Below are 23182 nucleotides of genomic sequence, written 5' to 3'. Positions count from 1 at the left end.
TTAGCGGTAAACTTGCTTAGCCAATGAGCGGCATTGTGCTAAAATTGAATCCTTATTTATGGTTTGAGCTGATTATATGAATAGCCACATGTCCGAGTCATCCACATCCACTATGATGGAAGAAATTGCCCGCGTGGTTGATTATCAACAAGGCTGGGTAACTGTTGAGGTTGAATTAAAAAGTGCATGTAACCATTGTGCCAGCAGTGAAAATTGTGGCACATCGACGATCGCTAAAGCTTTTTCGGTTCATACACAACGTTTTTCATTACCGAGTGAAAGACCTTGCCGTAGCGGTGATTTGCTTAAAATAGGTTTACCTGAAAGCGTCATCATTAAAGCGGCTGCATTGGTGTATTTATTGCCGTTAATTGGGTTGTTTTTATCGGCAATGATAGGGCATATGCTGGCTGCTGGAATAGGATTGAGTACCAATGGTTTTGCTATGGCTTTTGGTGCATTAGGCGCATTGGTTGCCTGGTTTATTGGTAAGCACTTCGCCACTGAACTAGAGGCTCACGCCACACCCGTTATCATTACCTATTTAGGCCAAGAAGTGGGCATTATCAGTGCCAGTCATTAGTTAGCCTGATCTCGGGATAACAAACTGCTCGCCCTTTGTTTTACTAACTGCGTTGAATGAACTTGCAATAAGCCAGATATACGCGCGTCAATTGGCCTTGTTAGTAAAAAATGACAATTTTGATAGTGGTTAACTTCTAAGTTTATGATCTTTATAATCATATTCTCATCTCTTATCCCGAATTCAGGTTAGTGAATATTTTCCACATTTATGCTGATGACCTATGATGCCGTGTAACATGTTTAACCATCTCTTTTAACCTGAAAATGTGTGTACAGAGCCTCGAAAACCTCCTGTAATGGTTAATAATCGCCCCAAAATGGATACTATTGTTTAATCTGATTGGTATTACCCCCCCAATCAGGTACAATTTGCCACCTTAATTTTCATCATTTTAGTAGTAGTCATTGCAGCATAATGAAACACATTAGAAACTTCTCGATTATTGCCCATATCGACCATGGTAAATCAACTTTATCCGATCGCCTGATTCAGGTATGTGGCGGCTTAACTGACCGTGAAATGGCTGCACAGGTTTTAGATTCAATGGATCTAGAACGTGAGCGTGGCATTACGATCAAAGCCCAAAGTGTCACCTTAGATTACCATGCAAAAGATGGTAACACTTATCTACTCAACTTCATTGATACACCAGGCCACGTTGACTTCTCTTATGAAGTATCACGTTCTTTGGCTGCATGTGAAGGTGCACTATTAGTAGTTGATGCTGGTCAAGGCGTAGAAGCTCAGACATTAGCAAACTGCTATACCGCACTAGAAATGAATTTAGACGTAGTTCCTGTATTAAATAAAATTGACTTACCTCAGGCTGAACCAGACCGTGTAGCAGCAGAGATTGAAGATATCGTTGGCATTGATGCCATGGATGCTGTGCGTTGTTCAGCAAAGACAGGTGTTGGCGTTGATTTAGTACTAGAGGAAATTATCGCAAAAATTCCTCCGCCAGTGGGCGATGAGTCTGCGCCTTTACAAGCGTTGATTATTGACTCATGGTTTGATGCATACCTTGGTGTTGTTTCTTTAGTACGTATTAAGAATGGCATACTTAAGAAAGGCGAAAAATTTAAAGTGATGTCCACTGGACAAAACTATAACGCCGATCGCGTAGGCATTTTTACCCCAAAAGAAAAAGACAAAACAGAGCTTCGTGCAGGTGAAGTGGGTTATGTGATTTCTGGTATTAAAGAAATTCACGGTGCGCCAGTAGGTGATACCTTGACCCATGCAAAAAATGGCGCGGACAAACCTCTTCCAGGCTTTAAACGTGTTAAGCCTCAGGTTTATGCCGGTGTATTCCCAATTTCTACCGATGAATATGAAAGCTTCCGTGATGCGTTAAATAAATTAAGTTTGAATGATGCATCACTGTTTTTTGAACCTGAAACTTCATCAGCGTTAGGTTTTGGTTTCCGTATAGGTTTTCTCGGCCTTCTGCACATGGAGATTGTCCAAGAGCGTTTAGAGCGCGAATATAATCTAGATTTGATCACGACGGCACCCACAGTAGTGTACGAAGTTATCATGAACAATGGTGAAACGATTTATGTCGATAATCCTTCAGGCCTACCTGCGCTGAATAATATCGAAGAAATTCGTGAACCGATTGTTGAAGCCAATATATTAGTGCCAAAAGAATACTTAGGTAACGTGATTACCTTGTGTATTGAAAAGCGCGGTTCGCAAACTAATATGGTTTATCACGGTAATCAAGTGGCCGTGACTTATCATTTGCCGATGGCTGAAGTGGTCATGGATTTCTTTGACCGTCTTAAGTCAACGAGTCGGGGTTATGCGTCATTAGAGTATAACTTTATTCGTTTTGATCCTGCAGATATGGTGCGACTGGACATTTTAATCAATGGCGACAGAGTTGATGCATTAGCGATGATTATTCATCGCAGTAATATTCGTCATCGTGGTTTGGCATTGGTTGAAAAGATGAAAGAATTGATCCCTCGCCAAATGTTTGATATTGCTATTCAGGCTGCTGTTGGTAGTCAGATTATTGCTCGTTCAAGTATTAAAGCATTACGTAAAGATGTAACCGCTAAGTGTTATGGTGGTGACGTTTCACGTAAGAAGAAACTACTTAACAAGCAGAAAGAAGGTAAAAAACGCATGAAGCAAGTCGGTAACGTTGAAGTGCCACAAGAGGCATTCTTAGCGGTATTGAAACTTAACGACTAATTATAATTAATTGTTTTAGTTTGCTAGTGCCTGTTGATCTTTGCTGGTTAAATTTTGTTCGAGATAAAAACGTTTTAATCGAGGCGAGTGGATTGCTGCCTAGTAATCTAAGCACCACTTGATTCACAAAGAATCACTCAATAAAGAGTAAAACGTTTTTAGCCGAACCCTTCGGACAGCGTTTGTTGGCCATTTTTACTGCGTTATCGGCTTTTTATGTAGAATAACTACACTACAAAGCCTCTGCCTTGTATAAATGACCAACAATTCGCTGCAAAAAAAACCTTGAAAGATTAACCGACACTAAACGCCGCGTATTGCGGCGTTATCGTTATTTTTACTATATATTTTGTAACACTCAACTGGGTGAATGTTTATTCGTTAATCACCATACTGGATTGAGTTATTCTGAGCCTTTGCTCAAGCCATATGGATCCAACACACCTAGCAGGAGATAAATCAGTAATGGCAGCCTATTTTTCGCTCATTTTAGTGCTCGTAACCTTAGTCAGTGGACTTATTTGGTTAATTGATGTGGTATTTTTTGCGCCTAAACGCCGTGAAAGCTTATTAGCAGCACAAGCTAACTCAACTCAGTTAAGTGCAGATGCGATAGATAAAATCATTCGTGAGCCTGTGTTAGTTGAAACTGCACATTCGATTTTTCCGGTTATCGCCTTTGTGATGATTTTACGTTCTTTTATTTATGAGCCATTTCAAATTCCATCTGGTTCGATGATGCCGACACTCTTAGTGGGTGATTTCATTCTGGTTGAAAAGTTTAGTTACGGGTTACGCGATCCTGTATGGCGCAGCAAACTAGTTGAAACCGGTGAACCTGAGCGCGGAGACGTATTTGTATTTAAATACCCTGAAAACCCAAAAATTGACTATATAAAGCGTGTGGTTGGTTTACCAGGTGACAAGATATTTTATCGTAATAAACAACTGATGATCCAAGAAGCGTGTGTCAATAAATCTGACTGCCCAGCGGCTCATACGATTGAGCATGTAGAAATTAATCGTGGTGAGTTTAGCCAAAATGACGTGCCATTAATTCGTTTGAGTGAGCAATTAGGCGATGTAGAACACGATATTTTGCTTAATCCATCGCGCCCTGATTTCAGACAGCACTTTTATCCTCAAGCGGGTCTTCCTGCTGGTGAGTTCGTTGTCCCTCAAGGAATGTATTTTGCCATGGGTGATAACCGTGATAATAGTACCGATAGTCGTTTTTGGGGCTTTGTACCGGAAGAGAATCTTGTCGGTAAAGCCGTTGCAATTTGGATTAGTTTTGAATTTGATCGTAAACCGAGTGATGTGTTACCAACGTGGGTACCGACCGGAGTACGTTTTGATAGAGTAGGTGGAATACATTGATGGAACCCATTAAAAATTTGCCGCGTTTGTGCCGTACTTTAGGGTATGAGTTTAATAATATTGAATTACTCATTCAGGCCTTAACACATCGCAGCGCAGCAAATAAACATAATGAGCGTTTAGAGTTTTTAGGCGATTCGATTTTATCGATAGCTATTTCAGATGCCTTATATCATCAGTTTCCAAAGGCGACTGAAGGTGATTTAAGCCGTATGCGCGCTACTTTAGTCAAAGGTGACACACTGACAATTATCGCTCAAGAGTTCAAGCTAGGTGATTATTTGTATTTAGGCCCTGGTGAACTCAAAAGCGGTGGCTTTAGACGCGAATCTATTTTAGCGGATGCCGTAGAGGCTATTATTGGTGCAGTTTACCTTGATGCCGATATCGAAGTGTGCCGTAAGCTATTATTATCATGGTATCAAGAGCGTTTAGCTGAGATAAAACCGGGTATTAATCAAAAAGATCCGAAGACAATTTTGCAAGAATACCTGCAAGGTTTTAAAAAGCCATTGCCAGATTACCAAGTTGTTGCGGTAGAAGGTGAAGCGCATGATCAAACCTTCACCGTAGAATGTAAAATTAGTGAATTAGATAAAGTTGTCACCGGTGTGGCAAGTTCAAGAAGAAAAGCTGAACAGCTTGCCGCTGCTCAGGTATTGGAGCTACTGAATAAATGACCAAAAAAACAGACTTGCCAGCAGGTGATAACCAAGAGCCTAGCTTAGATGAACTGCTGGCAAGGATGAACCAAGCAGCACCAACGGCCACAGCCAAATACGATGTAACTTATTGTGGCATGGTGGCTATTGTCGGTCGTCCCAATGTGGGTAAATCAACACTTTTGAACAAGTTACTTGGTCAAAAGGTGAGTATTACCTCAAAAAAACCACAAACAACTCGTCACCGTATCATGGGTATTCATACCGATGGCCCAAGCCAGATTATATTTATTGATACACCTGGTCTACACATCGAAGAAAAGCGTGCGATAAACCGCTTGATGAACCGTGCGGCTGCCAGTTCATTAGCTGATGTTGCTATGGTTATTTTTGTTGTTGATGGTATGACGTGGACTGCCGATGATGAGATGGTGCTCCAAAAAATTCAACATCGTAATGATGATCGAAAAATCATTTTAGCCATCAACAAAGTTGATAACATTAAAGATAAGGAATCATTGTTCCCTTATTTAACGGAATTGGCTAAAAAGTTTGATTTTGATGAAATTTTGCCAATATCAGCCAGTAAAGGCACCAATGTGCAACGCATTTTGGATATGGCACGTGAATCATTGCCAGAAGCCCCATTTTATTTCCCAGAAGATTATGTTACCGATCGCTCACAACGCTTTATGGCATCTGAAATTGTCCGTGAAAAGCTAATGCGCTTCCTTGGGGATGAACTTCCTTACGACGCAACGGTTGAGATTGAACAGTTTAAAATGATGGAAAATGGCGTCTATCAAATTAATGCGTTAATTCTGGTTGAGCGTGAAGGCCAAAAACGGATGGTGATTGGCAATAAAGGTGAGCGAATTAGAACGATTGCAACGCAATCCCGTCTGGATATGGAAACCTTATTTGACAATAAAGTATTTCTTGAAGTGTGGGTGAAAGTGAAATCAGGTTGGGCTGATGATGAACGTGCATTGAGAAGTTTAGGCTATGGCGAAAGCTAAATTGGCTTTAGCGTTATTGATTAAGTATTTATAGGCATGGCCACTATGAAACGTGGCTATGTGCTTCATCATCGACAATTTCGTGAATCGAGCGTGATCGTTAATTTGCTGATAGAAGGTGTTGGGCGTGTTGATGCCATTACTCGAGTCGGTTCTGGTAAACGGTCGATTAAAAGTATCTTACAACCTTTTCAGCCGCTGATTATCCAATTTAGTGCCCAATCCGAAGCCAGAAATTTAGGATTGAAAAATATTACCCAAATTGAAGCCGCTGCACCTGCTATGCCGCTGAGCGGTAATAGTCTTTATTCTGGTTTTTACCTAAACGAAATATTAGTTCGCCTATTGTCAGTCGATCACCAAGCTGAAGGTCTCTTTCTCGATTATCATCGTGCACTACTGGCGTTAGCTAAACAGTTTTGTTCAAGCCACCTGCGTTATTTTGAAATGGCTTTATTACTCGAGTTAGGCGCGTTGCCGTCTCTTGCTTATGACACCCAAGGTGACTCGTTAGATGACCGTTGCCACTATCGGTTTATTGCAGAGAGTGGTTTTATCCCTGTAGCAACCACTCAAGAAAGCTCTTTTTCTCATGGTAAAGGCTGTTTATCTGGGGCAATGTTGCTAGCATTGGCATCACAAAACCTGCAACCTGAACAGTTTAATCAAGCTAAAGGATTAATGCGTTATTTACTCACACCATTGTTGGGTAATAAGCCGTTATTAAGTAGGCAGTTATTCAGTAACAAAGCGGATTAGCATATAATCTATTTTAAACTCAACACATGGACCAAACACTTGTAAATTAGTGCATAACTTTGGTTATCGTGTGCCTCATTGTGTTATTTATTATCTTAAGGAGCTCGATGTGAGCGGAATACTATTAGGCATTAACATCGATCATATCGCGACATTGCGTCAGGCCCGCGGTACTCATTATCCTGATCCCGTACACGCAGCTGCAGTAGCAGAGCATGCCGGCGCCGATGGTATCACCATACATTTACGTGAAGATCGTCGCCACATTCAAGATCGTGATGTGTATTTATTGGCAAAGACATTAAAGACCAGAATGAACTTCGAGTTTGCTGTCACTGAAGAAATGATCGCTATCGCCTGTGATATCAAACCAGCGTATGCATGTTTAGTCCCAGAGAAGCGTGAAGAGCTAACAACTGAAGGCGGTCTTGATGTCGCAGGTCAGTTAGAAAAAATCCGCTCAGCCGTCACACGTTTGGCTGCAGAAGGTATTAAAGTGTCATTGTTTATTGATGCTGATAAAACTCAAATTGATGCCGCAGTGTTATCTGGCGCACCTTATATTGAGATCCATACTGGTTGTTATGCTGATGCCATCACCGATGCTGAGCAGGCAAATGAATTAGCTCGTATTACTGAAATGGCACAATATGCTCACAGTAAAGGTTTAGTGGTTAATGCTGGGCATGGATTGCATTATCACAATGTTAAGGCTATCGCGGCTATTCCTGAGCTTTATGAGCTTAATATTGGTCATGCTGTGATTGCTCGAGCCGCTATTGATGGTTTGGACACTGCAGTACGGGATATGAAGAAACTGATGCTTGAAGGCCGCAGAGGCGAATAATGGCGATTGTAGGGATCGGTACAGACATTGTTGAGATTGCCCGCATCAGTGAGCAGCGAGAGCGCCTAGGTGACAGGTTAGCCAGAAGAGTGCTGACCGAGTCTGAGCTTACTACTTACTTGCAATCAAAACAGCCTGAGCGATTTTTAGCTAAGCGTTTTGCCGCCAAAGAAGCTGCAGCAAAAGCCTTAGGCACAGGAATTGGCAGAGGTGTGTCGTTTCAACATATCCATATCGACAATGATGATAATGGCGCGCCCCAGGTACGTTTTACCGATGGCGCGCTAGCACGGCTTGAACAATTAGCGGGCAAGCATGGTTTTATCAGTATTGCAGATGAAAAACATTATGCTGTAGCCACTGTGGTGTTAGAAAGTTGATGTGAACCATATTAGGCTATTTATTAAAGGCGCATTAGCGCCTTTTTTGTGAGCTTTTAAAATGGCCGTAAGTGGGGTAGATTAACAAGATATCAACAACTCATCTCAGAACGAAATGATAACTGACATCAAACAGTCTTTTTCTATACTAATACGACGACATCACACTAGATTAATATTGGTAAATCAATACGGATTGTTAGCCAAAATGATCCATTAGATATGAATTAGATCGAATATCATGATGCCAGTTTACCTACCTCATTCCTTCTTTTGAGCTGAGGTTAACTAGAGAGAATCAAAAATGAAATCGGCAGTAGAACAACTTTCAACTTATAAAAGCGTGCACTTAAATCCACAAAATATAAAGACGCATTTTGTCGGCGTTCCTATGATTATTTGGTCGGCATTTTTGATGCTGGGGACTCTTCGCTTTGCATGGCAAGATTATCAAGTGAGTGTTGCAATGATATTAGCTGTGGTGGTATTGGGCTACTATATGGCACTTCATATGCGCCTGGCGTTTGGATTAGTATTGTTCATTGTGCCGGTGTTATACACCACAGAGCTGGTTGTTCATACCTCACATCCTTTTATCATTGCCATTAGTATTTTTATTATTGGCTGGGTTATTCAGTTTATTGGCCATAAATATGAAAAGGCCAAACCTGCTTTTATGGATGATCTCAATCAGCTTCTGATTGGGCCATTCTTTTTGATGGCAGAGTTGTATTTCATTTTAGGTTTGGAAAAAGACTTAGCCGCAGAAATTACCCCAATAGCACGTGATAAACGCCGTGCTTTAGAGGCTAAGCGTCGTGCATCGTAATGAATGACCAATTCATGGCAATAAAAAAGGCGCTTGAAGCGCCTTTTTTATGTGTAAAAATCTACTCGTTATCATCAATTAACGTTAAATTGCTGGGTAAAACTCTGACTGTTTTAATCATATTATCTGCAACATCGATGACTTCTATTTGATAATCGACGATGCGTAAGCTGGTGTTTGCTGCAGGAATATCTTCCAGAAATTCAATGATCAGGCCATTTAAGGTTTTAGGGCCATCAATCGGAAGATTCCATTTCATTTCTTTATTAAGGTCACGAATGTTAATCGTGGCATCAATTAAGAAACTACCATCTTGTTGGATATTAATGTCTTCACTTGCCGTGGTCAGCATTGAGGTTGTGAAGTCACCGACAATCTCTTCTAAAATATCTTCAAGTGTGACTAAGCCCTGAATATCACCGTACTCATCAACAACTAACCCTATGCGTTCTTTATTTTGCTGGAAATTAGTCAATTGAACGTTTAGTGGTGTACCTTCAGGAATAAAGTATAACTCCTTAACAGCCCTTAATAATGATGACTTACTGAATTGCTCTTTGGATTGTAAGCGCAAAGCATCACGTAAGTGAATAAACCCGACAGCATCATCGATGTTGTCGCGATAGACTAACACTCGAGTATGAGGACTTTGAACCACTTGCTTATTTATCAATTTAAAATCGTCATTGACGTTAATAGCATAAATATCTGAGCGCGAAATCATAATGTCTTCGACTGTGACTTTTTCTAAATCTAAAATCGACAATAACATTTCTTGGTGACGTTGTGGGATTAATGCTCCAGCTTCATGCACAACTGTGCGCAGTTCTTCTTGGCTTAACGCGTCACTTGTTTTGACGGTTTTAATGCCCATTAAACGTAAAAACATTGAGGTAATTAAGTTGATTGCTTTCACTAATGGCGACAGCAATATTAATAACCAACCTAATAAAATACTCGATGGAAATGCAATACGTTCAGGGTGCAAAGCCGCAAACGTTTTTGGTGTGACCTCAGCAAACACTAACACCACTATAGTCAGAACACCGGTTGCAATAGCAACACCCATATCACCAAACAAGCGCATACCGATAATAGTCGCAATTGCAGATGCAAGAATGTTAACCAGATTATTACCGATGAGAATCAAGCCAATGAGTCGATCTGGGCGGTCGAGTAACTTTAAGGCGCGCTGTGCACCTTTGTGGTCATTGGATGCAAGATGTCGTAAGCGGTATCGATTGAGGCTCATCATTGCGGTTTCTGAACCAGAAAAATAAGCAGAAATCACGATTAAAACCAAAAGGAAAATAAGGAGTGCGCTGGTAGATATAGCGTCCAAAAAAGGGGCCCCATAAAGTGGTGTGAAATTGACCTATTGGCCAAATTGTCATAAATTTAACGGCCATTATTTATTATTGGCCGTTAGTGTCAAGTAATCTTGGTTATTTTTCAACAGAATAGAAAAGCATATTCAGCGTAAAGATATTAAAATTAGTTTAATATCAATTCTTTAACAACTCTAGCACCAAAATATGCGAGAGATAGTAAGCCTGCACCCGATAAGCTATAAATCACTGCGGTACGGATTCTACAGCCAACAGTATATTGTTGCCACAACATCGCAGCGTAAACCACCCAAGCTATTATTGATAATATGGCCTTATGGCCTTTACCGTCGCCAAACATATCTTCTAAAAATACAAATCCAGTTACTAGCGATAAACTCAGTAAAATAAATCCAATAATGATGAGGTGATAAAGTTGCTTTTCAACCGTCATTAATGGCGGCATTGCTGGGCTCATCATCATTTGCTTTTTCTTCAGTTTATTCTGGATAAACCATAATTGAATGGCGTACATAGCCGCTATCATCAATGCGCTATAGGCCATGAGTGATAACACTACATGTGCCAGAAGTTCAGGGTGTATTTCAAAATGAGTAATAAACTGCGGCGGCACTAACCATAGAAGTGCTACTGACAATATTGAGCAGGCATACACAACGGGCACTACAATGATGACTTTAAGTCGAGGCATTGTAATCGTGAACGTTAATGCAATAATCCAGTTAACCAATGAAATTACGTTGGTTAAACTAAAGTTTTGTCCATCGACAGTAAAAACCGCATTCGAAAGTGCAAACCCGTGCATGATGACGGCAATACCAGAAGCCAGCATAACGGCCTTACGATTAGGCCCTTCAACATGAAAAAGTCTGCTTGTTACTAAAACCAAAGCTAAACAATAAAACAGCATGGCTGCCGCTGAAAAAATAACCATTGAGACTCAACCTATCATAGTAATTAATGCTGAAAAACTGCGCTGTGAGTGTTGAACAATACTATCAAAGCATCACATTTTCATTATTTTATTAGATTAACATGATCAGGGCCTAATATGGCAGTGACCTAAGACCCAAAATTTAACAGTTTCCTACCTTTAGCTACAATAATTTACTCAAAATGAGTCAGTGTTTACGTTCTTCGCGTTGCAAGTATCGTAATTTGGAGTGGCTTGGGTATAATGGGCTCAATTATCGATATGCTGAAAAGAGCCGCTCAATGTTTGAAAATTTATCTGACAGACTTTCACGCACACTAAAAAACATTAGTGGCCGTGGTCGCTTAACAGAAGACAACATTAAAGAAACCCTGCGTGAAGTGCGTATGGCGCTGCTTGAGGCGGATGTAGCTTTACCTGTTGTTAGAGACTTCGTTAACAGCGTAAAAGAACGCGCTGTGGGTCAAGAGGTGTCAAAAAGCTTAAGCCCAGGGCAAGCCTTTATCAAAATTGTCCAAAACGAACTTGAAAAAGCCATGGGTGAGGCGAATGAAGCCCTCGACTTAGCGGCAATACCTCCGGCTGTGATCATGATGGCGGGTCTTCAAGGCGCGGGTAAAACAACCTCGGTAGCTAAATTAGGTAAATTTTTACGTACACGTCATAAAAAATCAGTCCTTGTCGTCAGTGCGGATGTATACCGTCCTGCGGCAATTAAACAACTTGAAACATTGGCTGCAGAAGTTGAGGTTGAATTCTTTCCGTCTGACGTAAGCCAAAAGCCAGTTGATATTGCTAAAGCCGCAATAAGCTATGCAAAATTAAAATTCATTGATGTGGTGATTGTCGATACAGCAGGTCGCCTGCACGTTGATGAAGCTATGATGGATGAAATCAAACAGCTGCATGCTACTGTAAATCCGATTGAGACCTTATTCGTTGTTGACGCGATGACGGGGCAAGATGCGGCCAACACCGCTAAAGCATTCAATGAAGCGTTACCTTTGACGGGTGTTATTTTAACCAAAGTTGATGGTGATGCTCGCGGTGGTGCAGCGTTATCGATTCGCAGTATCACAGGTAAGCCAATTAAATTTTTAGGTGTTGGTGAGAAAACCGATGCATTAGAGCCTTTCCATCCAGACCGTATTGCTTCGCGTATCCTCGGTATGGGTGATGTGTTGTCATTAATTGAAGAAGTTGAACGTGGCGTCGATAAAGACAAAGCGATGAAGCTGGCTTCAAAAGTTAAATCCGGCGGCAGTTTCGACCTAGAAGATTTTCGTGAGCAATTGCAGCAAATGAAAAACATGGGCGGAATGATGAACATGCTTGAGAAGCTTCCAGGTGTAGGACAATTACCACCAGAAGCATTGGCCCAGGTTCAAGACGGTAAAATGACCGGACAAATGGAAGCCATTATTAATTCAATGACTTCTAAAGAACGTAAGAATCCAGATTTGATTAAAGGATCTCGTAAACGTAGAATCGCTGGCGGTTCAGGTACCCAAATTCAAGATGTAAACCGCTTATTGAAGCAATTTACCCAAATGCAGAAAATGATGAAAAAGATGTCTGGCAAGGGTGGAATGAAGAAGATGATGCGCGGAATGGGCGGAATGTTACCACCAGGAATGAAGTTTCCTGGTCGATAATAACAGCATCTTTCAAGAGCAAAACTAGTAATTTTTAAATTCAATCAGTTGGTTAGGTTATATTTTTGACTTTATTGCAACAAAATGGGTGAGCTAAAAATCATCAGATTTGGTTGCAATAGTTCAAAAGTCAGGTAAAATCTTCCGGCTTTCTTTCTGGGACTCTTCGCGAACACGGAGTTCCAGTTTTTATTTTTGCTTCTAGCAAATCATTAGAGGAATAAAACGCATGGTTACCATTCGTTTAGCTCGTGGCGGCGCAAAAAAGCGTCCATTTTACAATATCGTTGTTGCTGATAGCCGCAATGCTCGTGACGGTCGTTTCATCGAACGTGTAGGTTTCTTCAATCCATTGGCCCGTGGCCAAGAAGAAACTTTACGTTTAGATCTTGATCGTGTTGAGCACTGGGTTGCTACTGGCGCTGCAACATCTGAGCGTGTTGCAAAACTGATTAAAGACGCGCGTAAAGCTGTTGCTTAATTGCGTATAAGGTATAGATAGATGAGTAGTAACCAAGAGCTAGTTGTACTGGGTAAGTTAGGTTCCAGTCATGGTATTAAAGGTTGGCTAAAAATCACTTCCTATACCGATTCTGTTGAAGGTATTTTCGATTATTCGCCTTGGCTTATAAAAGAACAAGGCGTTTGGCGTGAAGTTAAGGTCGCTCAGTGGCGTTTTCAAGGTAAAGCTGTCGTGGCTGAACTAGAAGGTGTCGCTACCAGAGAACATGCGCAAATGCTCACAAATTGTGAAATTGCGATCATGCCTGAGCAAATGAAAGATTTGGATGATAGTGAATTCTATCATCGTGATCTTATCGGCTGCGAAGTGACCAATATAAACGGCTATAACATGGGTATTGTTGACCAGATCGTGGAAACAGGATCAAACGACGTACTACTGATTAAAGCTAATGCCAAAGATGCCTTCGGCAAAGCGGAACGTATGATCCCCTTTGTCCCTGAGCAGTTCATCAAACAGGTGGACTTGCAAGGGAAACAGATTTTAGTGGATTGGGATCCTGACTTCTAAGTCGAGGTACAACATATGTGGTTAGGGGTAATCACCCTGTTTCCAGAGATGTTTCGTGCTGTTACAGACTTTGGGGTTACGGGTCGAGCCGTGAAAAACGGCCTGCTAGAGGTGCAAACGTGGAATCCTCGAGATTTCACCCATGATAGACATAATACTGTGGACGACCGACCTTATGGTGGTGGGCCCGGTATGTTAATGATGGTGCAACCTCTGCGTGATGCTATCCATGCAGCTAAAGCAGCTGCAGGTGATAGGGCAAAAGTGATTTATCTATCTCCTCAGGGACGCAAGCTGGATCAGCATGGCGTTACTGAGTTAGCTAAATCAGAGTGTTTGATTTTAGTGTGTGGTCGATACGAAGGTGTTGATGAACGCATTATTCAAACAGAAGTTGATGAAGAATGGTCTATCGGTGATTACGTACTTTCGGGTGGTGAGTTACCGGCAATGACGTTAATCGATTCAGTGGCTCGTTTAGTACCAGGTGTACTGGGCAAGCAAGCGTCAGCAGAGCAAGATTCTTTCTCTGATGGTTTACTGGATTGTCCTCATTATACGCGCCCTGAACAATTGGATGGTCTTGACGTACCCGCAGTGCTGCTAAGCGGTGACCACGAAAAAATTAGACTCTGGCGTTTACAACAAAGTATCGGAAGAACTTTTTTGAGACGACCAGAATTATTTGAAAATCTAGCTCTGACTGACGAACAAACGACTTTATTAGCGCAGTTCGTGAATGAAACGGACAAGTCCGCATAGTCAACGCTCAGTTATTACTAGGATGGAGTAATTATGAACAACATCATTAAAATGCTCAACGATGAGCAAATGAAAACAGATGTGCCTGATTTTGGTGCTGGTGATACAGTAGTAGTTCAAGTACGTGTTAAGGAAGGCGAAAAAGAGCGTCTTCAAGCTTTTGAAGGTTTGGTAATTGCTAAGCGTAACCGTGGTCTGCATTCTGCATTCACAGTACGTAAAATCTCTAATGGCGAAGGTGTTGAGCGTGCTTTCCAGACGCATAGCCCGCTAATTGCTAGCATCGAAGTTAAGCGTCGCGGTCGTGTACGTCGTGCTAAACTGTACTATTTACGTGAGCGTTCAGGTAAGTCTGCACGTATCCGTGAAAAATTGGCAACTAAGTAATAGTTACCAATACAGAATAAAGATGCAGTGTTCGCACAACAACCCGCCGAAAGGCGGGTTTTTGTTTGTGGGGCTTTTAAAAATAATAAAGGGATAACAGCGAATAGAGCGGTAATAGCGAATAGAGTGGTAACGACGAGTAGAGCGATAACAACGAATAGAGCGGTAACGACGAATAGAGTGGTAATAGCGAATAGAGTGGTAACAACGAGTAGAGCGGTACCGACGAGTAGAGCGCGTACAAGATGTATGACTGGGGTTATTTTTTTGTACGAAATATCATCAGTTATATGATTTTTTACACTTTGTGTAAATAAGCCTTGCTCTAGGACCTTTGCGCAGGCATAGTTGCTTTCAAGGTGTAATGGTGTAGCGTTACAAAAATACAGATTGTACTATCCAATACCTAAAAAATAATTCTATTAGTGACCTTTGGTCTGTCGTCAAAAGAGAGTGATAAGTATGCAACAAGATACCATTAATAATGTGCACATCAGTTCAGAACAAGTGCTAGTGACTCCTGCAGAGTTAAAGCAAGAACTTCCATTATCAACTCATGCTTATCAATATATTCTAAATGCTCGTAAGCAAGTCTCAGATATAGTCCATAAACGTGATAATAGGGTGCTTGTGGTGACGGGGCCATGTTCTATTCATGATATTGCCGCGGCAAAAGAGTATGCATTAAAGCTGAAAAAGTTACATGATGAACTCAGTGATGATTTCTACATTTTAATGCGCGTGTATTTTGAAAAGCCTCGCACAACTGTCGGTTGGAAAGGGTTGATTAATGACCCTGATATGGATGAGTCATTTGATGTCGAGAAAGGACTCAGAATGGCTCGAGAACTCATGATTTGGCTTGCTGAACTTGAATTACCTATCGCGACAGAAGCGCTGGATCCGATCAGTCCACAATATTTGTCCGAGCTAGTTACTTGGTCTGCAATTGGCGCAAGAACCACAGAATCGCAAACTCATCGAGAAATGGCTTCAGGTTTGTCGATGCCTGTTGGTTTTAAAAATGGCACAGATGGTAAGTTGGAAGTGGCTATTAATGCATTAAAATCAGCTGCCAGCAGCCACCGCTTTATGGGCATTAACCAAGAAGGTCAAGTTTCTTTGTTGCAAACGGCCGGTAATCCAGATGGACACATTATTTTACGTGGCGGGTTAGCACCTAACTATGATGCAGACAGTGTTGCTCAGAGTGAAGCCCAAATTCATAAGGCGAAACTCAGTGCTCGTTTAGTCGTTGACTGCAGTCATGGTAATTCATCAAAAGATCATCAACGTCAAAAAAACGTTTGCGAAGATGTATTTAACCAAATTGAAGCAGGTAATAAATCTATCATCGGTGTTATGCTTGAAAGTAACCTCAATGAAGGTAATCAGAGTTCAGATAAACCGTTAGCAGAGCTAAAATATGGTGTTTCTGTCACTGACGCATGCATTGATTGGGAAACTACTGAAACCATTTTAAGACAAGGCGCTAACCAGTTGTCTGCAGTATTACCAACGCGTTTTGAGACGCTGCAGGTTGTTAACGGTTAATGGATAAACAGATGAATGAAAAAACCACAGCAGGCTTAGAGCATCTTCGTGATTTAATTGATGGCGTGGATCAACAATTACTGCATTTATTACGTAAACGTCTCGATTTAGTGGCGCAAGTTGGTGCCGTAAAACATGCGGCTGGTGTACCTATTTATGCCCCACAACGTGAAGCATCGATGTTAGCTAAACGTCGAGACGAAGCACAAAAAATGAATGTCTCACCACAGTTAATTGAAGATATTTTACGTCGACTTATGCGCGAATCTTACCTAAATGAAAAAGATGTTGGGTTTAAGCAGATTAAGCAAGATCTGGGTCATGTGGTCGTTGTGGGTGGTCAGGGCAAACTGGGACAGTTATTTAGCCAAATGTTGGTTCTTTCTGGTTATGAAGTTAAAAGTATAGATAAAAATGATTGGCAAGATGCCGCTGCCATTTTTGATGGTGCAGGATTAGTGATTGTTACCGTACCCATAAATGTGACCTGCGAAGTGATCCGTGACAAGTTAACCCAGCTACCTGAAAATTGTATTCTAGCTGATCTCACCTCGATTAAAGAAGCACCTTTAGCGGCAATGTTAGCTGCGCATAAAGGCCCTGTAGTGGGTCTGCATCCTATGTTTGGCCCAGATGTTGGTAGTCTCGCTAAACAGGTGGTGGTGGTGTGTCATGGCCGTCATCAAGAAGCGTATCAATGGTTACTACAACAGATTGAAATTTGGGGGGCGCGAATAGTTGAAGCTGAAGCAGAGCGTCATGATAAAGCGATGCAACTTGTACAGGCTATGCGTCACTTTTCAACATTCGTATATGGCGTCAACTTGTGCAAAGAAGAAGCTGATATTGGTAACTTATTACAGTTTAGCTCACCGATTTATCGTTTAGAGTTAGCCATGGTTGGTCGTTTATTTGCTCAAGATCCCGAGCTTTATGCCGATATTATTTTTGCCCAACCTGGCAGCCAACACGCGATTAGTGATTATCTAGATAATTATCGTGATGCATTAACAATGTTGCAAACCGGTAATAGGCAAGCCTTTGTGGAGCAGTTCCAGCGTGTCGCTAAATGGTTTGGTGACTTTGCGCCGCAGTTCCAACATGAAAGTCGCGCCATGTTGCAATCTGTTAATGATATGAAAGCTGGATAACGCTAAATGAAGCATTATTAATTGAACTAATTATTGCGAAATAGTGACACAAAGCTTATGTTTAGTTAATACGGTAGCCAAATAACGCTGTGTTAGCTCAGTAAACTTAGTTACCTTTGGAGGATACCCCATGTCGATGATGCCATCGAATATGCTACCTGTTCAACAGGTTGAAGATAATTCCTTAGGGCATTTTCTTTACGGCTTAATGAGTGCTTTTCCATTATTTTTTGTGCCTGTATTATTGAGTTTTTGGCTTAATTTGATCCAAAAGAACGTCAACCCAGACTCTGTGTTGGGTAGTCATCTACGTTGGCAACGTATGAGTATTATTGGCCTATGTCCATTTTTTATTGCAGGATATTGGCTTAGTCCTTTATGGCTGAGTTTACCCATGTACTTACTGGGTGTTAGTTGGTTCAGTTATCGTATTTTTAAAGGCTGGATAAGTTTAAATGATGGCCTAGCAGTATGATTATTGAATAGCCTTGAATAACTAATTACCTTTTACAATTACGAGTAATAAAATGCCGAGAATATTCTCGGCATTTTTATGTGTGTCATTCCCGGTTATTTAATCGTTACTTTGCTTGGTATAAACCATGAATAATATCAGCTTGCGATACACCATCTTGATGTAACAATATAATTCCGTCAGCATTAAGTTGCTTAACGGCATTTGCATGAGTAGTTAACAGTGCAGCATTAATACAGAAGCTCGTGTTAACGATTACAGGTAAATGACTGCGGGATTTCACTTCAACCAATCCGGCTAAATCGAGGCTTAACTGCTCTGGGTGCGTGAAACTACGTACACCTGATTCGCATAGCCCGAGTTGTTGATTACCGTGACTAAGGACTGCATCGGCAGCTTGTAGCCAATCATCGATACTAGCCATGGTGTTTCTTTCTAATATTACCGGCAAATTGACGGAACCAATTAAGGTTAACATGTCCGGGTTGTACATTTGTTTACCACTTAATATCAGCATATCTGCTAATTGGCTAGCAACGATAAACTCTTGTTCTTGATCTATTTGCATTACACATAATAAACCAGCTTGTTCAATGACCTGTGCATGCTGTTTTAATTGTTGTTCATTGAGTTGTTGTTTTAAATCATTGAGCACAATGGCTTGAAAGCCTGATTCTTTGATGTGCTTTGCTTGCGTAGCCAGTTCGGTATTATCTATCGGTAAGTTAATTTGCTGTAATGCGCTAAATTGTCCGGCGCCTATTTGTAAGTGCTGACAGAACAATTGAGTATCTTGTGATTTATAGTCGCGTGAATGCTTAGCTTGGCTATTTGGTATAGGTTTGATTGGCTCTTGTTTAGAGCTACCGGGTTCAATTAATAATTGAGCTTGCGATAGTTGTGTAGGTTTAACGGTTTCACATGGATAACAGCCTAATACTTTGATAAAACGAGTAAGGCGCTCTAACTCTTTAATCGCTTGTTGTACTTCGGTAGTAGCCAAGTTGCCATCAATATCGAGGTAAAACATCTCCTCCCATGGTGTTCCAGGTATTGGACGAGATTCTAACTTACTCATATTCAAATTATGAGCTTTAAGTACCAATAATGCTTCTACTAATGCTCCTGGCTTCTGTCCTGTCGCCATGATCAAGGTGGTTTTTGCTGGCAGCTGAGAAGGCACCGCAGAGGCTTTTCGAGCGACAACAATAAAACGACTCTGATTGATTTTTTGGTTAGCTAAACCTTGCTCCATCGCAATTAACTGATACAGCGCTCCGCCTTCAGCACTGCCTATGGCTGCGACAGTATTGCTGTCCGCCTCGACAACTTTTGTCATGGCTTCAGCACTACTAGAACAATATTCAAGTTTGATATGAGGATGTTGACTTAAATAGCGACTGCATTGACTGATCGGCTGCGGGTGAGCGTAAATAGTCTTGATATCAGATAGTTTACCGTTGGGTTTAGTGAGTAAACAATGACTCACTTCAATAGTTGTTTCGCCAACAATTGACAGCGTTGTATGTTGCAGTACGTCATACACTTCATTGATAGATCCTGAAGAGGTATTTTCAATCGGTAAAAAACCATAATCGGCATGACCAGATTCAACGGCATTAACAATTTCATCAAAACTTTTGCAGCCGAAATCAAGCATTTCGACTTGACGGCGTGAACAGTAACGGCTTGCAGCTAAGTAAGAGTAAGAACCCCTAGCACCCAAATAAGCCACAGTATATTGCTGCTTTTGAGTGTCTGGGTTAGCTCTACCATGAAGATACGTTTGTTGAAATAAAACCGAGTCTTCAATAATGCTTTGATAAAGTGATATCACAAAATGTGCATCAAGTCCTTGGTCGCGCCCTTGCTGTACTAGTCTTTCAAGTAGTTCTTTTTCTCGTTGTGTATCTCGTATCGGTCTAACATCAACTTCTTTGCTGCGTGCAACATTTAGGCTCAATTGGCGGCGCTGAGATAACAACGCTAATAAGGATTTATCCAAGGCAGTTATCTGTTCACGAGTTTGACTTAACTCAGGTGGTTTTTGCATATTGACCTCAATGTGACGCTACATACTGGCGCATGACTAGATACGGCAGAGTTTATAAGACAAAAAAGCCTCCCAGTTGGGAGGCTTTAGAATTTTCATTTTCGTTTTTACACAGAAAATCCGCCTCCAGAGGTGGGCTGAATAAAAAAGAAAATAAAAAGGCTGAATATTTTTTTGTTCATGGAGTAAAACTAAAGCTCTGACAGGCGACTGTCAACGTAAATTTACTCATCAATGCTTGAGTATTGGATTATAGACAAAAGAAAGCGCACCCGAAGGTGCGCTGGTGAGAGATAAATAATATCAAGCGGCGTTTTCCTCCTTATAAACATACTCAAATTCGCTTTCTGTGTCATTTGGTAATGATACATGGCGTTGAGCCTGGGGTTTGTGGGTCAGGCGATTTAGCTGTTTTTCCAGCTTTTGTCCCATTGCAGTAATTGCTGCGTATAGGTTTTCACTTTTTGCCTGGGCGAATAAATCTCCACTAGGTAATCCAACTGATGCCTCTATTTTAAACAACTGCTTTTCTTGAGTAATAATGACGTGCGGGTTAATTAATTGAATATCATGTCGACTTAATTTTTCTAATCGTCCTTCAATACGTTCACGGATAAGGGCAGTGACTTCAAGTTGTTTGCTAGTGATTTTCAGCATATTTAGAACCTTCTTGTTGTTTGCTTAACTCCAGATTACCAAGGTTAACCATAAAATTCGTGATCTACATCACACTTTTACCGGCTTTATATATCGAGTGCTGCATATTTGATCTCTTAGACGTTTTGAACAAAAAAGCCATTAAATATGCTTGTAATGCTGTCAGTATAGGCTCATATTTGTATGGATAAGTTAATACTTAATTAGCTTTGCTGAGGTTTTTTCATACAATTTCAAGCACGATTTTGTATGGGGTTGTCTTATTCATAAACGCTCTACAAGCATGCTCCTTTATCCTATGTTACTGGTTACTTAGCTGACATTGATTTATTACTTCTCGTTAGGTTCATCCTCTTTATAAAGCAAAGCTTCTTTGGTTGTCTTTTTTAGCTACGTAAGCATGTTTATTTGTATTAGTTTGTAAACCTTCTTGTTTTATTTATTGCTGATGAGTTTATAATTTGTCAGTAAAGAATAGTAATAAGCAGGTTATTAATGAGTATAGAACAACAAAAAATAAAGGTATGGGATTTTCCAACACGTTTTTTCCATTGGGCTATGGTGTGTTTAATTGGCGGATTATGGTGGACAGCCGAAATAGGTGAAATGCAGTGGCATCAGATATTGGCGTATCTATTGATGACTCTGATTACATTTAGATTAATTTGGGGCTTTATAGGAAGTGACACCGCTAAGTTTACACATTTTTTTGTTGCACCTAAAAAAGTTATCGCTTACGCGAAAGCCCAGCCTAAACCTTCGTCACTTGGGCATAATCCACTAGGTGGTTATATGGTGATTGTGTTGCTGGGATCACTTGTGTTGCAGTTAAGTACCGGTTTATTTGCAACAGATGATATTTTTACTGAAGGTCCGCTGATATATCTCGTTTCGTCAGATACTGCGGGGTGGCTAACCTGGCTGCATAAAACTAATTTCAATCTTATTTTGGCTTTGGCTGCGGTACATATTATTGCCGTGTTAGTGCATGTTTTTAAGGGTGACAATGTACTTAAAGCCATGTTCAGCGGTTATAAACAAGTTACCGAGCAGGTCACTTCACCTACATTGCGTTCGCCTTGGATGGCGTTAGTTATCGTGTCAGTTATTTTTGCTGCTATTTGGTGGTTGTTACTCGAACCTGTGGTCAGTTTTTTATAATTCCAGGTTAATTAAAGCCAATAAAAAAGCCCATAAAGATGGGCTTTTATCATTTTTACTATTGAGTAGAGCTACTTATACTCACCAGAGCTAACTAATCAAATTAGTCTTTTTTGTAAACGTCGTGACAACCTTTACAGCTTTTACCAGTGTTAGCAAAAGCTTGTTTAATGCTATTTTTATCGCTTGATTTAGCTGAAACAGCTAATGCCGCGGCATTATCTTGAAATGCAGTCATTTTGCTATCAAAATCTGCTTTATCTTGCCAAATTTTAGCTAGTGCTTCGGTATCGCCTTTATCTGAACCAGCAATAAAACCTTCATGTGGTATTTTTGATAGCGCTGCAACATTATCTGCACGAGCACTAAATACAGCAGCATCAAAAGGTTTTTTACCTTTTAGCATAGCGCCCATATCACCAAAGTTATAAGCAATTAAGCCGAAAGCAGCTTGGCGGTATTCAATGGCATCTGCAGGTTCTTCAAAATTATTCGCAAATACAGCAGGGATCATCATTGCGGTTGCCGCAACCGTTAGTAATATCTTTTTCATCGTCATCCTTCACTTTTTTGTGGGTGGTACCGGTTCCATAAGCACAGATATCCACATAATTATGCTAACTTTTAACTAAAGTGCTAACCATTAAATGTTCAGCCTACTACTTAGTCGAGTTTTTAGCGCTTAGTTATGAGGGTATTACATCTCATTCTACACAATTTTATAAGCATTTTGCGATATCTTTCATCAATAGCATCCCGCAGTTATTTTTCATTTTCATTACAAGTTTATCGGTAGCAATTTTGCTAATCGACGTCGTTCCTTGGTACACTTGTAATGTCTGGGCATTACTAAAAAGAGAAAAAACAATGCGTGCCAATTGGAATTTAGTGGTAGAAAAAATATTAACCCATGCAAATGAAGATGATTTGTCGGTGTTGTTTCATTTATTATTAACCGAAGAAGAGCGAAGTGCAGTTTCTGGGCGTTTACAGGTGTTCCAAACGTTATTAGCAGGGGAATTGAGTCAGAGACAAATTGCTGCAGAACATCAAGTGAGTATTGCAACGATTACACGGTGTTCAAATTATTTAAAAAATATGCCAGTAAATCAAAGAGACTTAGTTAAAAAATTGATTCTGGATTAACAATTGATTTTAGGCTAAGCAATTGGTCATCGATTCGCATCGACACAATATTTCAGTCCTCAATGCTGATAATTCAGTGCTGATAAATCACCAATATAACTGACTCGATAGGTGTCTTTTATTACCTATCGAGCCTAAAGCATTGCTCATAAAATCAAATAGACACCCATCGATTTTAATTACATTAGGTTCACCATT

Annotated in this window: 24 protein-coding genes and 1 other annotated feature; of the genes, 19 read left to right on the top strand and 5 right to left on the bottom strand. The window is 40.6% G+C overall.

What is annotated here, in order from left to right:
- The first annotated feature begins 112 nt into the window (after positions 1-112).
- From GUY17_RS15685 to GUY17_RS15645, 9 genes are all read left to right on the top strand, one after another.
- Entirely contained in the window at positions 113-583 is a 471-nt protein-coding gene (locus GUY17_RS15685) for a SoxR reducing system RseC family protein (protein ID WP_162024383.1), read from the top strand.
- A gap of 417 nt (positions 584-1000) precedes the next feature.
- Positions 1001-2791, top strand: a complete 1791-nt coding sequence (lepA, locus tag GUY17_RS15680) for a translation elongation factor 4 (protein ID WP_101086349.1) — start codon at positions 1001-1003, stop codon at positions 2789-2791.
- 465 nt (positions 2792-3256) lie between these two features.
- Positions 3257-4171 carry a signal peptidase I gene (gene lepB / locus GUY17_RS15675; protein ID WP_101086350.1) on the top strand — a complete coding sequence of 305 codons (915 nt, stop codon included), beginning with the start codon at positions 3257-3259 and terminating at the stop codon, positions 4169-4171.
- Positions 4171-4851: a ribonuclease III gene (gene rnc / locus GUY17_RS15670; RefSeq protein WP_101086351.1), complete on the top strand. Its 681-nt coding sequence runs from the start codon at positions 4171-4173 to the stop codon at positions 4849-4851. Before lepB ends, rnc begins: the two co-directional genes overlap by 1 nt.
- A complete protein-coding gene (gene era, locus GUY17_RS15665; protein ID WP_101086352.1) occupies positions 4848-5852 on the top strand; it encodes a GTPase Era in 1005 nt (334 codons plus the stop codon). The genes rnc and era overlap by 4 nt, the downstream gene beginning before the upstream one ends.
- 45 nt (positions 5853-5897) lie before the next feature.
- On the top strand, positions 5898-6611 hold the full coding sequence (gene recO / locus GUY17_RS15660) for a DNA repair protein RecO (RefSeq protein WP_162023687.1): 714 nt from the start codon (positions 5898-5900) through the stop codon (positions 6609-6611).
- Between the two features lie 109 nt (positions 6612-6720).
- The gene (gene pdxJ / locus GUY17_RS15655; protein ID WP_162023686.1) at positions 6721-7458 is read left to right on the top strand and encodes a pyridoxine 5'-phosphate synthase; all 738 of its coding nucleotides are present in this window, start codon (positions 6721-6723) and stop codon (positions 7456-7458) included.
- Positions 7458-7838 carry a holo-ACP synthase gene (gene acpS / locus GUY17_RS15650; RefSeq protein ID WP_101086355.1) on the top strand — a complete coding sequence of 127 codons (381 nt, stop codon included), beginning with the start codon at positions 7458-7460 and terminating at the stop codon, positions 7836-7838. The genes pdxJ and acpS overlap by 1 nt, the downstream gene beginning before the upstream one ends.
- 304 nt (positions 7839-8142) lie before the next feature.
- A complete protein-coding gene (locus GUY17_RS15645; protein WP_162023685.1) occupies positions 8143-8667 on the top strand; it encodes a DUF962 domain-containing protein in 525 nt (174 codons plus the stop codon).
- A gap of 61 nt (positions 8668-8728) precedes the next feature.
- Here GUY17_RS15645 and GUY17_RS15640 read toward each other — a convergent pair whose 3' ends face one another.
- Both GUY17_RS15640 and ccsA read right to left on the bottom strand, forming a co-directional pair.
- Positions 8729-10009, bottom strand: coding sequence for an HlyC/CorC family transporter (locus tag GUY17_RS15640; RefSeq protein ID WP_101086357.1), 1281 nt, complete (start codon positions 10007-10009; stop codon positions 8729-8731).
- A 152-nt stretch (positions 10010-10161) separates the two neighbouring features.
- Positions 10162-10950: an inner membrane protein YpjD gene (ccsA, locus tag GUY17_RS15635; protein ID WP_101086358.1), complete on the bottom strand. Its 789-nt coding sequence runs from the start codon at positions 10948-10950 to the stop codon at positions 10162-10164.
- Between the two features lie 281 nt (positions 10951-11231).
- Between ccsA and ffh the strand changes: the two genes are divergently transcribed.
- The 8 genes from ffh (at position 11232) to GUY17_RS15595 (ending at position 17967) form a co-directional block, all read left to right on the top strand.
- Positions 11232-12605, top strand: coding sequence for a signal recognition particle protein (gene ffh, locus GUY17_RS15630; RefSeq protein ID WP_101086359.1), 1374 nt, complete (start codon positions 11232-11234; stop codon positions 12603-12605).
- Between the two features lie 229 nt (positions 12606-12834).
- Complete coding sequence (gene rpsP / locus GUY17_RS15625) at positions 12835-13086, top strand: 30S ribosomal protein S16 (RefSeq protein ID WP_011638368.1); 252 nt, start codon at positions 12835-12837, stop codon at positions 13084-13086.
- Positions 13087-13107: 21 nt separating this feature from the next.
- Positions 13108-13638: a ribosome maturation factor RimM gene (rimM, locus tag GUY17_RS15620; protein ID WP_011638367.1), complete on the top strand. Its 531-nt coding sequence runs from the start codon at positions 13108-13110 to the stop codon at positions 13636-13638.
- Positions 13639-13653: 15 nt separating this feature from the next.
- Entirely contained in the window at positions 13654-14400 is a 747-nt protein-coding gene (gene trmD / locus GUY17_RS15615; RefSeq protein WP_011638366.1) for a tRNA (guanosine(37)-N1)-methyltransferase TrmD, read from the top strand.
- Positions 14401-14433: 33 nt separating this feature from the next.
- A complete protein-coding gene (rplS, locus tag GUY17_RS15610) occupies positions 14434-14787 on the top strand; it encodes a 50S ribosomal protein L19 (RefSeq protein WP_011638365.1) in 354 nt (117 codons plus the stop codon).
- A 462-nt stretch (positions 14788-15249) separates the two neighbouring features.
- Positions 15250-16341 (top strand): 3-deoxy-7-phosphoheptulonate synthase, encoded by a 1092-nt coding sequence (locus GUY17_RS15605; protein WP_011638364.1) that lies wholly within the window; start codon positions 15250-15252, stop codon positions 16339-16341.
- 11 nt (positions 16342-16352) lie between these two features.
- Positions 16353-17492: a bifunctional chorismate mutase/prephenate dehydrogenase gene (gene tyrA / locus GUY17_RS15600; RefSeq protein ID WP_162023684.1), complete on the top strand. Its 1140-nt coding sequence runs from the start codon at positions 16353-16355 to the stop codon at positions 17490-17492.
- A gap of 130 nt (positions 17493-17622) precedes the next feature.
- On the top strand, positions 17623-17967 hold the full coding sequence (locus tag GUY17_RS15595; RefSeq protein ID WP_011638362.1) for a hypothetical protein: 345 nt from the start codon (positions 17623-17625) through the stop codon (positions 17965-17967).
- 106 nt (positions 17968-18073) lie between these two features.
- Here GUY17_RS15595 and GUY17_RS15590 read toward each other — a convergent pair whose 3' ends face one another.
- A complete protein-coding gene (locus GUY17_RS15590) occupies positions 18074-20020 on the bottom strand; it encodes a chorismate mutase (protein WP_162023683.1) in 1947 nt (648 codons plus the stop codon).
- Between the two features lie 58 nt (positions 20021-20078).
- Positions 20079-20200: a sequence feature (Phe leader region), on the bottom strand.
- Between the two features lie 123 nt (positions 20201-20323).
- Complete coding sequence (gene raiA, locus GUY17_RS15585; protein WP_101086362.1) at positions 20324-20677, bottom strand: ribosome-associated translation inhibitor RaiA; 354 nt, start codon at positions 20675-20677, stop codon at positions 20324-20326.
- Positions 20678-21172: 495 nt separating this feature from the next.
- Between raiA and GUY17_RS15580 the strand changes: the two genes are divergently transcribed.
- A complete protein-coding gene (locus tag GUY17_RS15580; RefSeq protein ID WP_162023682.1) occupies positions 21173-21838 on the top strand; it encodes a cytochrome b/b6 domain-containing protein in 666 nt (221 codons plus the stop codon).
- A gap of 103 nt (positions 21839-21941) precedes the next feature.
- Here the strand turns inward: GUY17_RS15580 and GUY17_RS15575 are convergent, their stop codons facing one another.
- Positions 21942-22391: a cytochrome c gene (locus GUY17_RS15575; protein WP_162023681.1), complete on the bottom strand. Its 450-nt coding sequence runs from the start codon at positions 22389-22391 to the stop codon at positions 21942-21944.
- A 314-nt stretch (positions 22392-22705) separates the two neighbouring features.
- Here GUY17_RS15575 and trpR point away from each other — a divergent pair, with 314 nt between their 5' ends.
- Positions 22706-22984: a trp operon repressor gene (trpR, locus tag GUY17_RS15570; protein ID WP_101086365.1), complete on the top strand. Its 279-nt coding sequence runs from the start codon at positions 22706-22708 to the stop codon at positions 22982-22984.
- Positions 22985-23182: the final 198 nt, after the last annotated feature.

It is taken from the genome of Shewanella sp. Arc9-LZ, assembly GCF_010092445.1.
In the GTDB taxonomy this organism is placed as follows: domain Bacteria; phylum Pseudomonadota; class Gammaproteobacteria; order Enterobacterales; family Shewanellaceae; genus Shewanella.
Note: the sequence above shows the minus strand (reverse complement) of the source record. Positions and strands in the feature narration are given on the sequence as shown.

Coding starts and splice junctions, on each gene's coding strand:
- GUY17_RS15685 (WP_162024383.1), top strand. CDS start 113: ATGATGGAAGAAATTGCCCGCGTGGTTGATTATCAACAAGGCTGGGTA.
- lepA (WP_101086349.1), top strand. CDS start 1,001: ATGAAACACATTAGAAACTTCTCGATTATTGCCCATATCGACCATGGT.
- lepB (WP_101086350.1), top strand. CDS start 3,257: ATGGCAGCCTATTTTTCGCTCATTTTAGTGCTCGTAACCTTAGTCAGT.
- rnc (WP_101086351.1), top strand. CDS start 4,171: ATGGAACCCATTAAAAATTTGCCGCGTTTGTGCCGTACTTTAGGGTAT.
- era (WP_101086352.1), top strand. CDS start 4,848: ATGACCAAAAAAACAGACTTGCCAGCAGGTGATAACCAAGAGCCTAGC.
- recO (WP_162023687.1), top strand. CDS start 5,898: ATGAAACGTGGCTATGTGCTTCATCATCGACAATTTCGTGAATCGAGC.
- acpS (WP_101086355.1), top strand. CDS start 7,458: ATGGCGATTGTAGGGATCGGTACAGACATTGTTGAGATTGCCCGCATC.
- GUY17_RS15645 (WP_162023685.1), top strand. CDS start 8,143: ATGAAATCGGCAGTAGAACAACTTTCAACTTATAAAAGCGTGCACTTA.
- ccsA (WP_101086358.1), bottom strand. CDS start 10,950: ATGGTTATTTTTTCAGCGGCAGCCATGCTGTTTTATTGTTTAGCTTTG.
- ffh (WP_101086359.1), top strand. CDS start 11,232: ATGTTTGAAAATTTATCTGACAGACTTTCACGCACACTAAAAAACATT.
- rpsP (WP_011638368.1), top strand. CDS start 12,835: ATGGTTACCATTCGTTTAGCTCGTGGCGGCGCAAAAAAGCGTCCATTT.
- rimM (WP_011638367.1), top strand. CDS start 13,108: ATGAGTAGTAACCAAGAGCTAGTTGTACTGGGTAAGTTAGGTTCCAGT.
- trmD (WP_011638366.1), top strand. CDS start 13,654: ATGTGGTTAGGGGTAATCACCCTGTTTCCAGAGATGTTTCGTGCTGTT.
- rplS (WP_011638365.1), top strand. CDS start 14,434: ATGAACAACATCATTAAAATGCTCAACGATGAGCAAATGAAAACAGAT.
- GUY17_RS15605 (WP_011638364.1), top strand. CDS start 15,250: ATGCAACAAGATACCATTAATAATGTGCACATCAGTTCAGAACAAGTG.
- tyrA (WP_162023684.1), top strand. CDS start 16,353: ATGAATGAAAAAACCACAGCAGGCTTAGAGCATCTTCGTGATTTAATT.
- GUY17_RS15595 (WP_011638362.1), top strand. CDS start 17,623: ATGTCGATGATGCCATCGAATATGCTACCTGTTCAACAGGTTGAAGAT.
- GUY17_RS15590 (WP_162023683.1), bottom strand. CDS start 20,020: ATGCAAAAACCACCTGAGTTAAGTCAAACTCGTGAACAGATAACTGCC.
- raiA (WP_101086362.1), bottom strand. CDS start 20,677: ATGCTGAAAATCACTAGCAAACAACTTGAAGTCACTGCCCTTATCCGT.
- GUY17_RS15580 (WP_162023682.1), top strand. CDS start 21,173: ATGAGTATAGAACAACAAAAAATAAAGGTATGGGATTTTCCAACACGT.
- GUY17_RS15575 (WP_162023681.1), bottom strand. CDS start 22,391: ATGAAAAAGATATTACTAACGGTTGCGGCAACCGCAATGATGATCCCT.
- trpR (WP_101086365.1), top strand. CDS start 22,706: ATGCGTGCCAATTGGAATTTAGTGGTAGAAAAAATATTAACCCATGCA.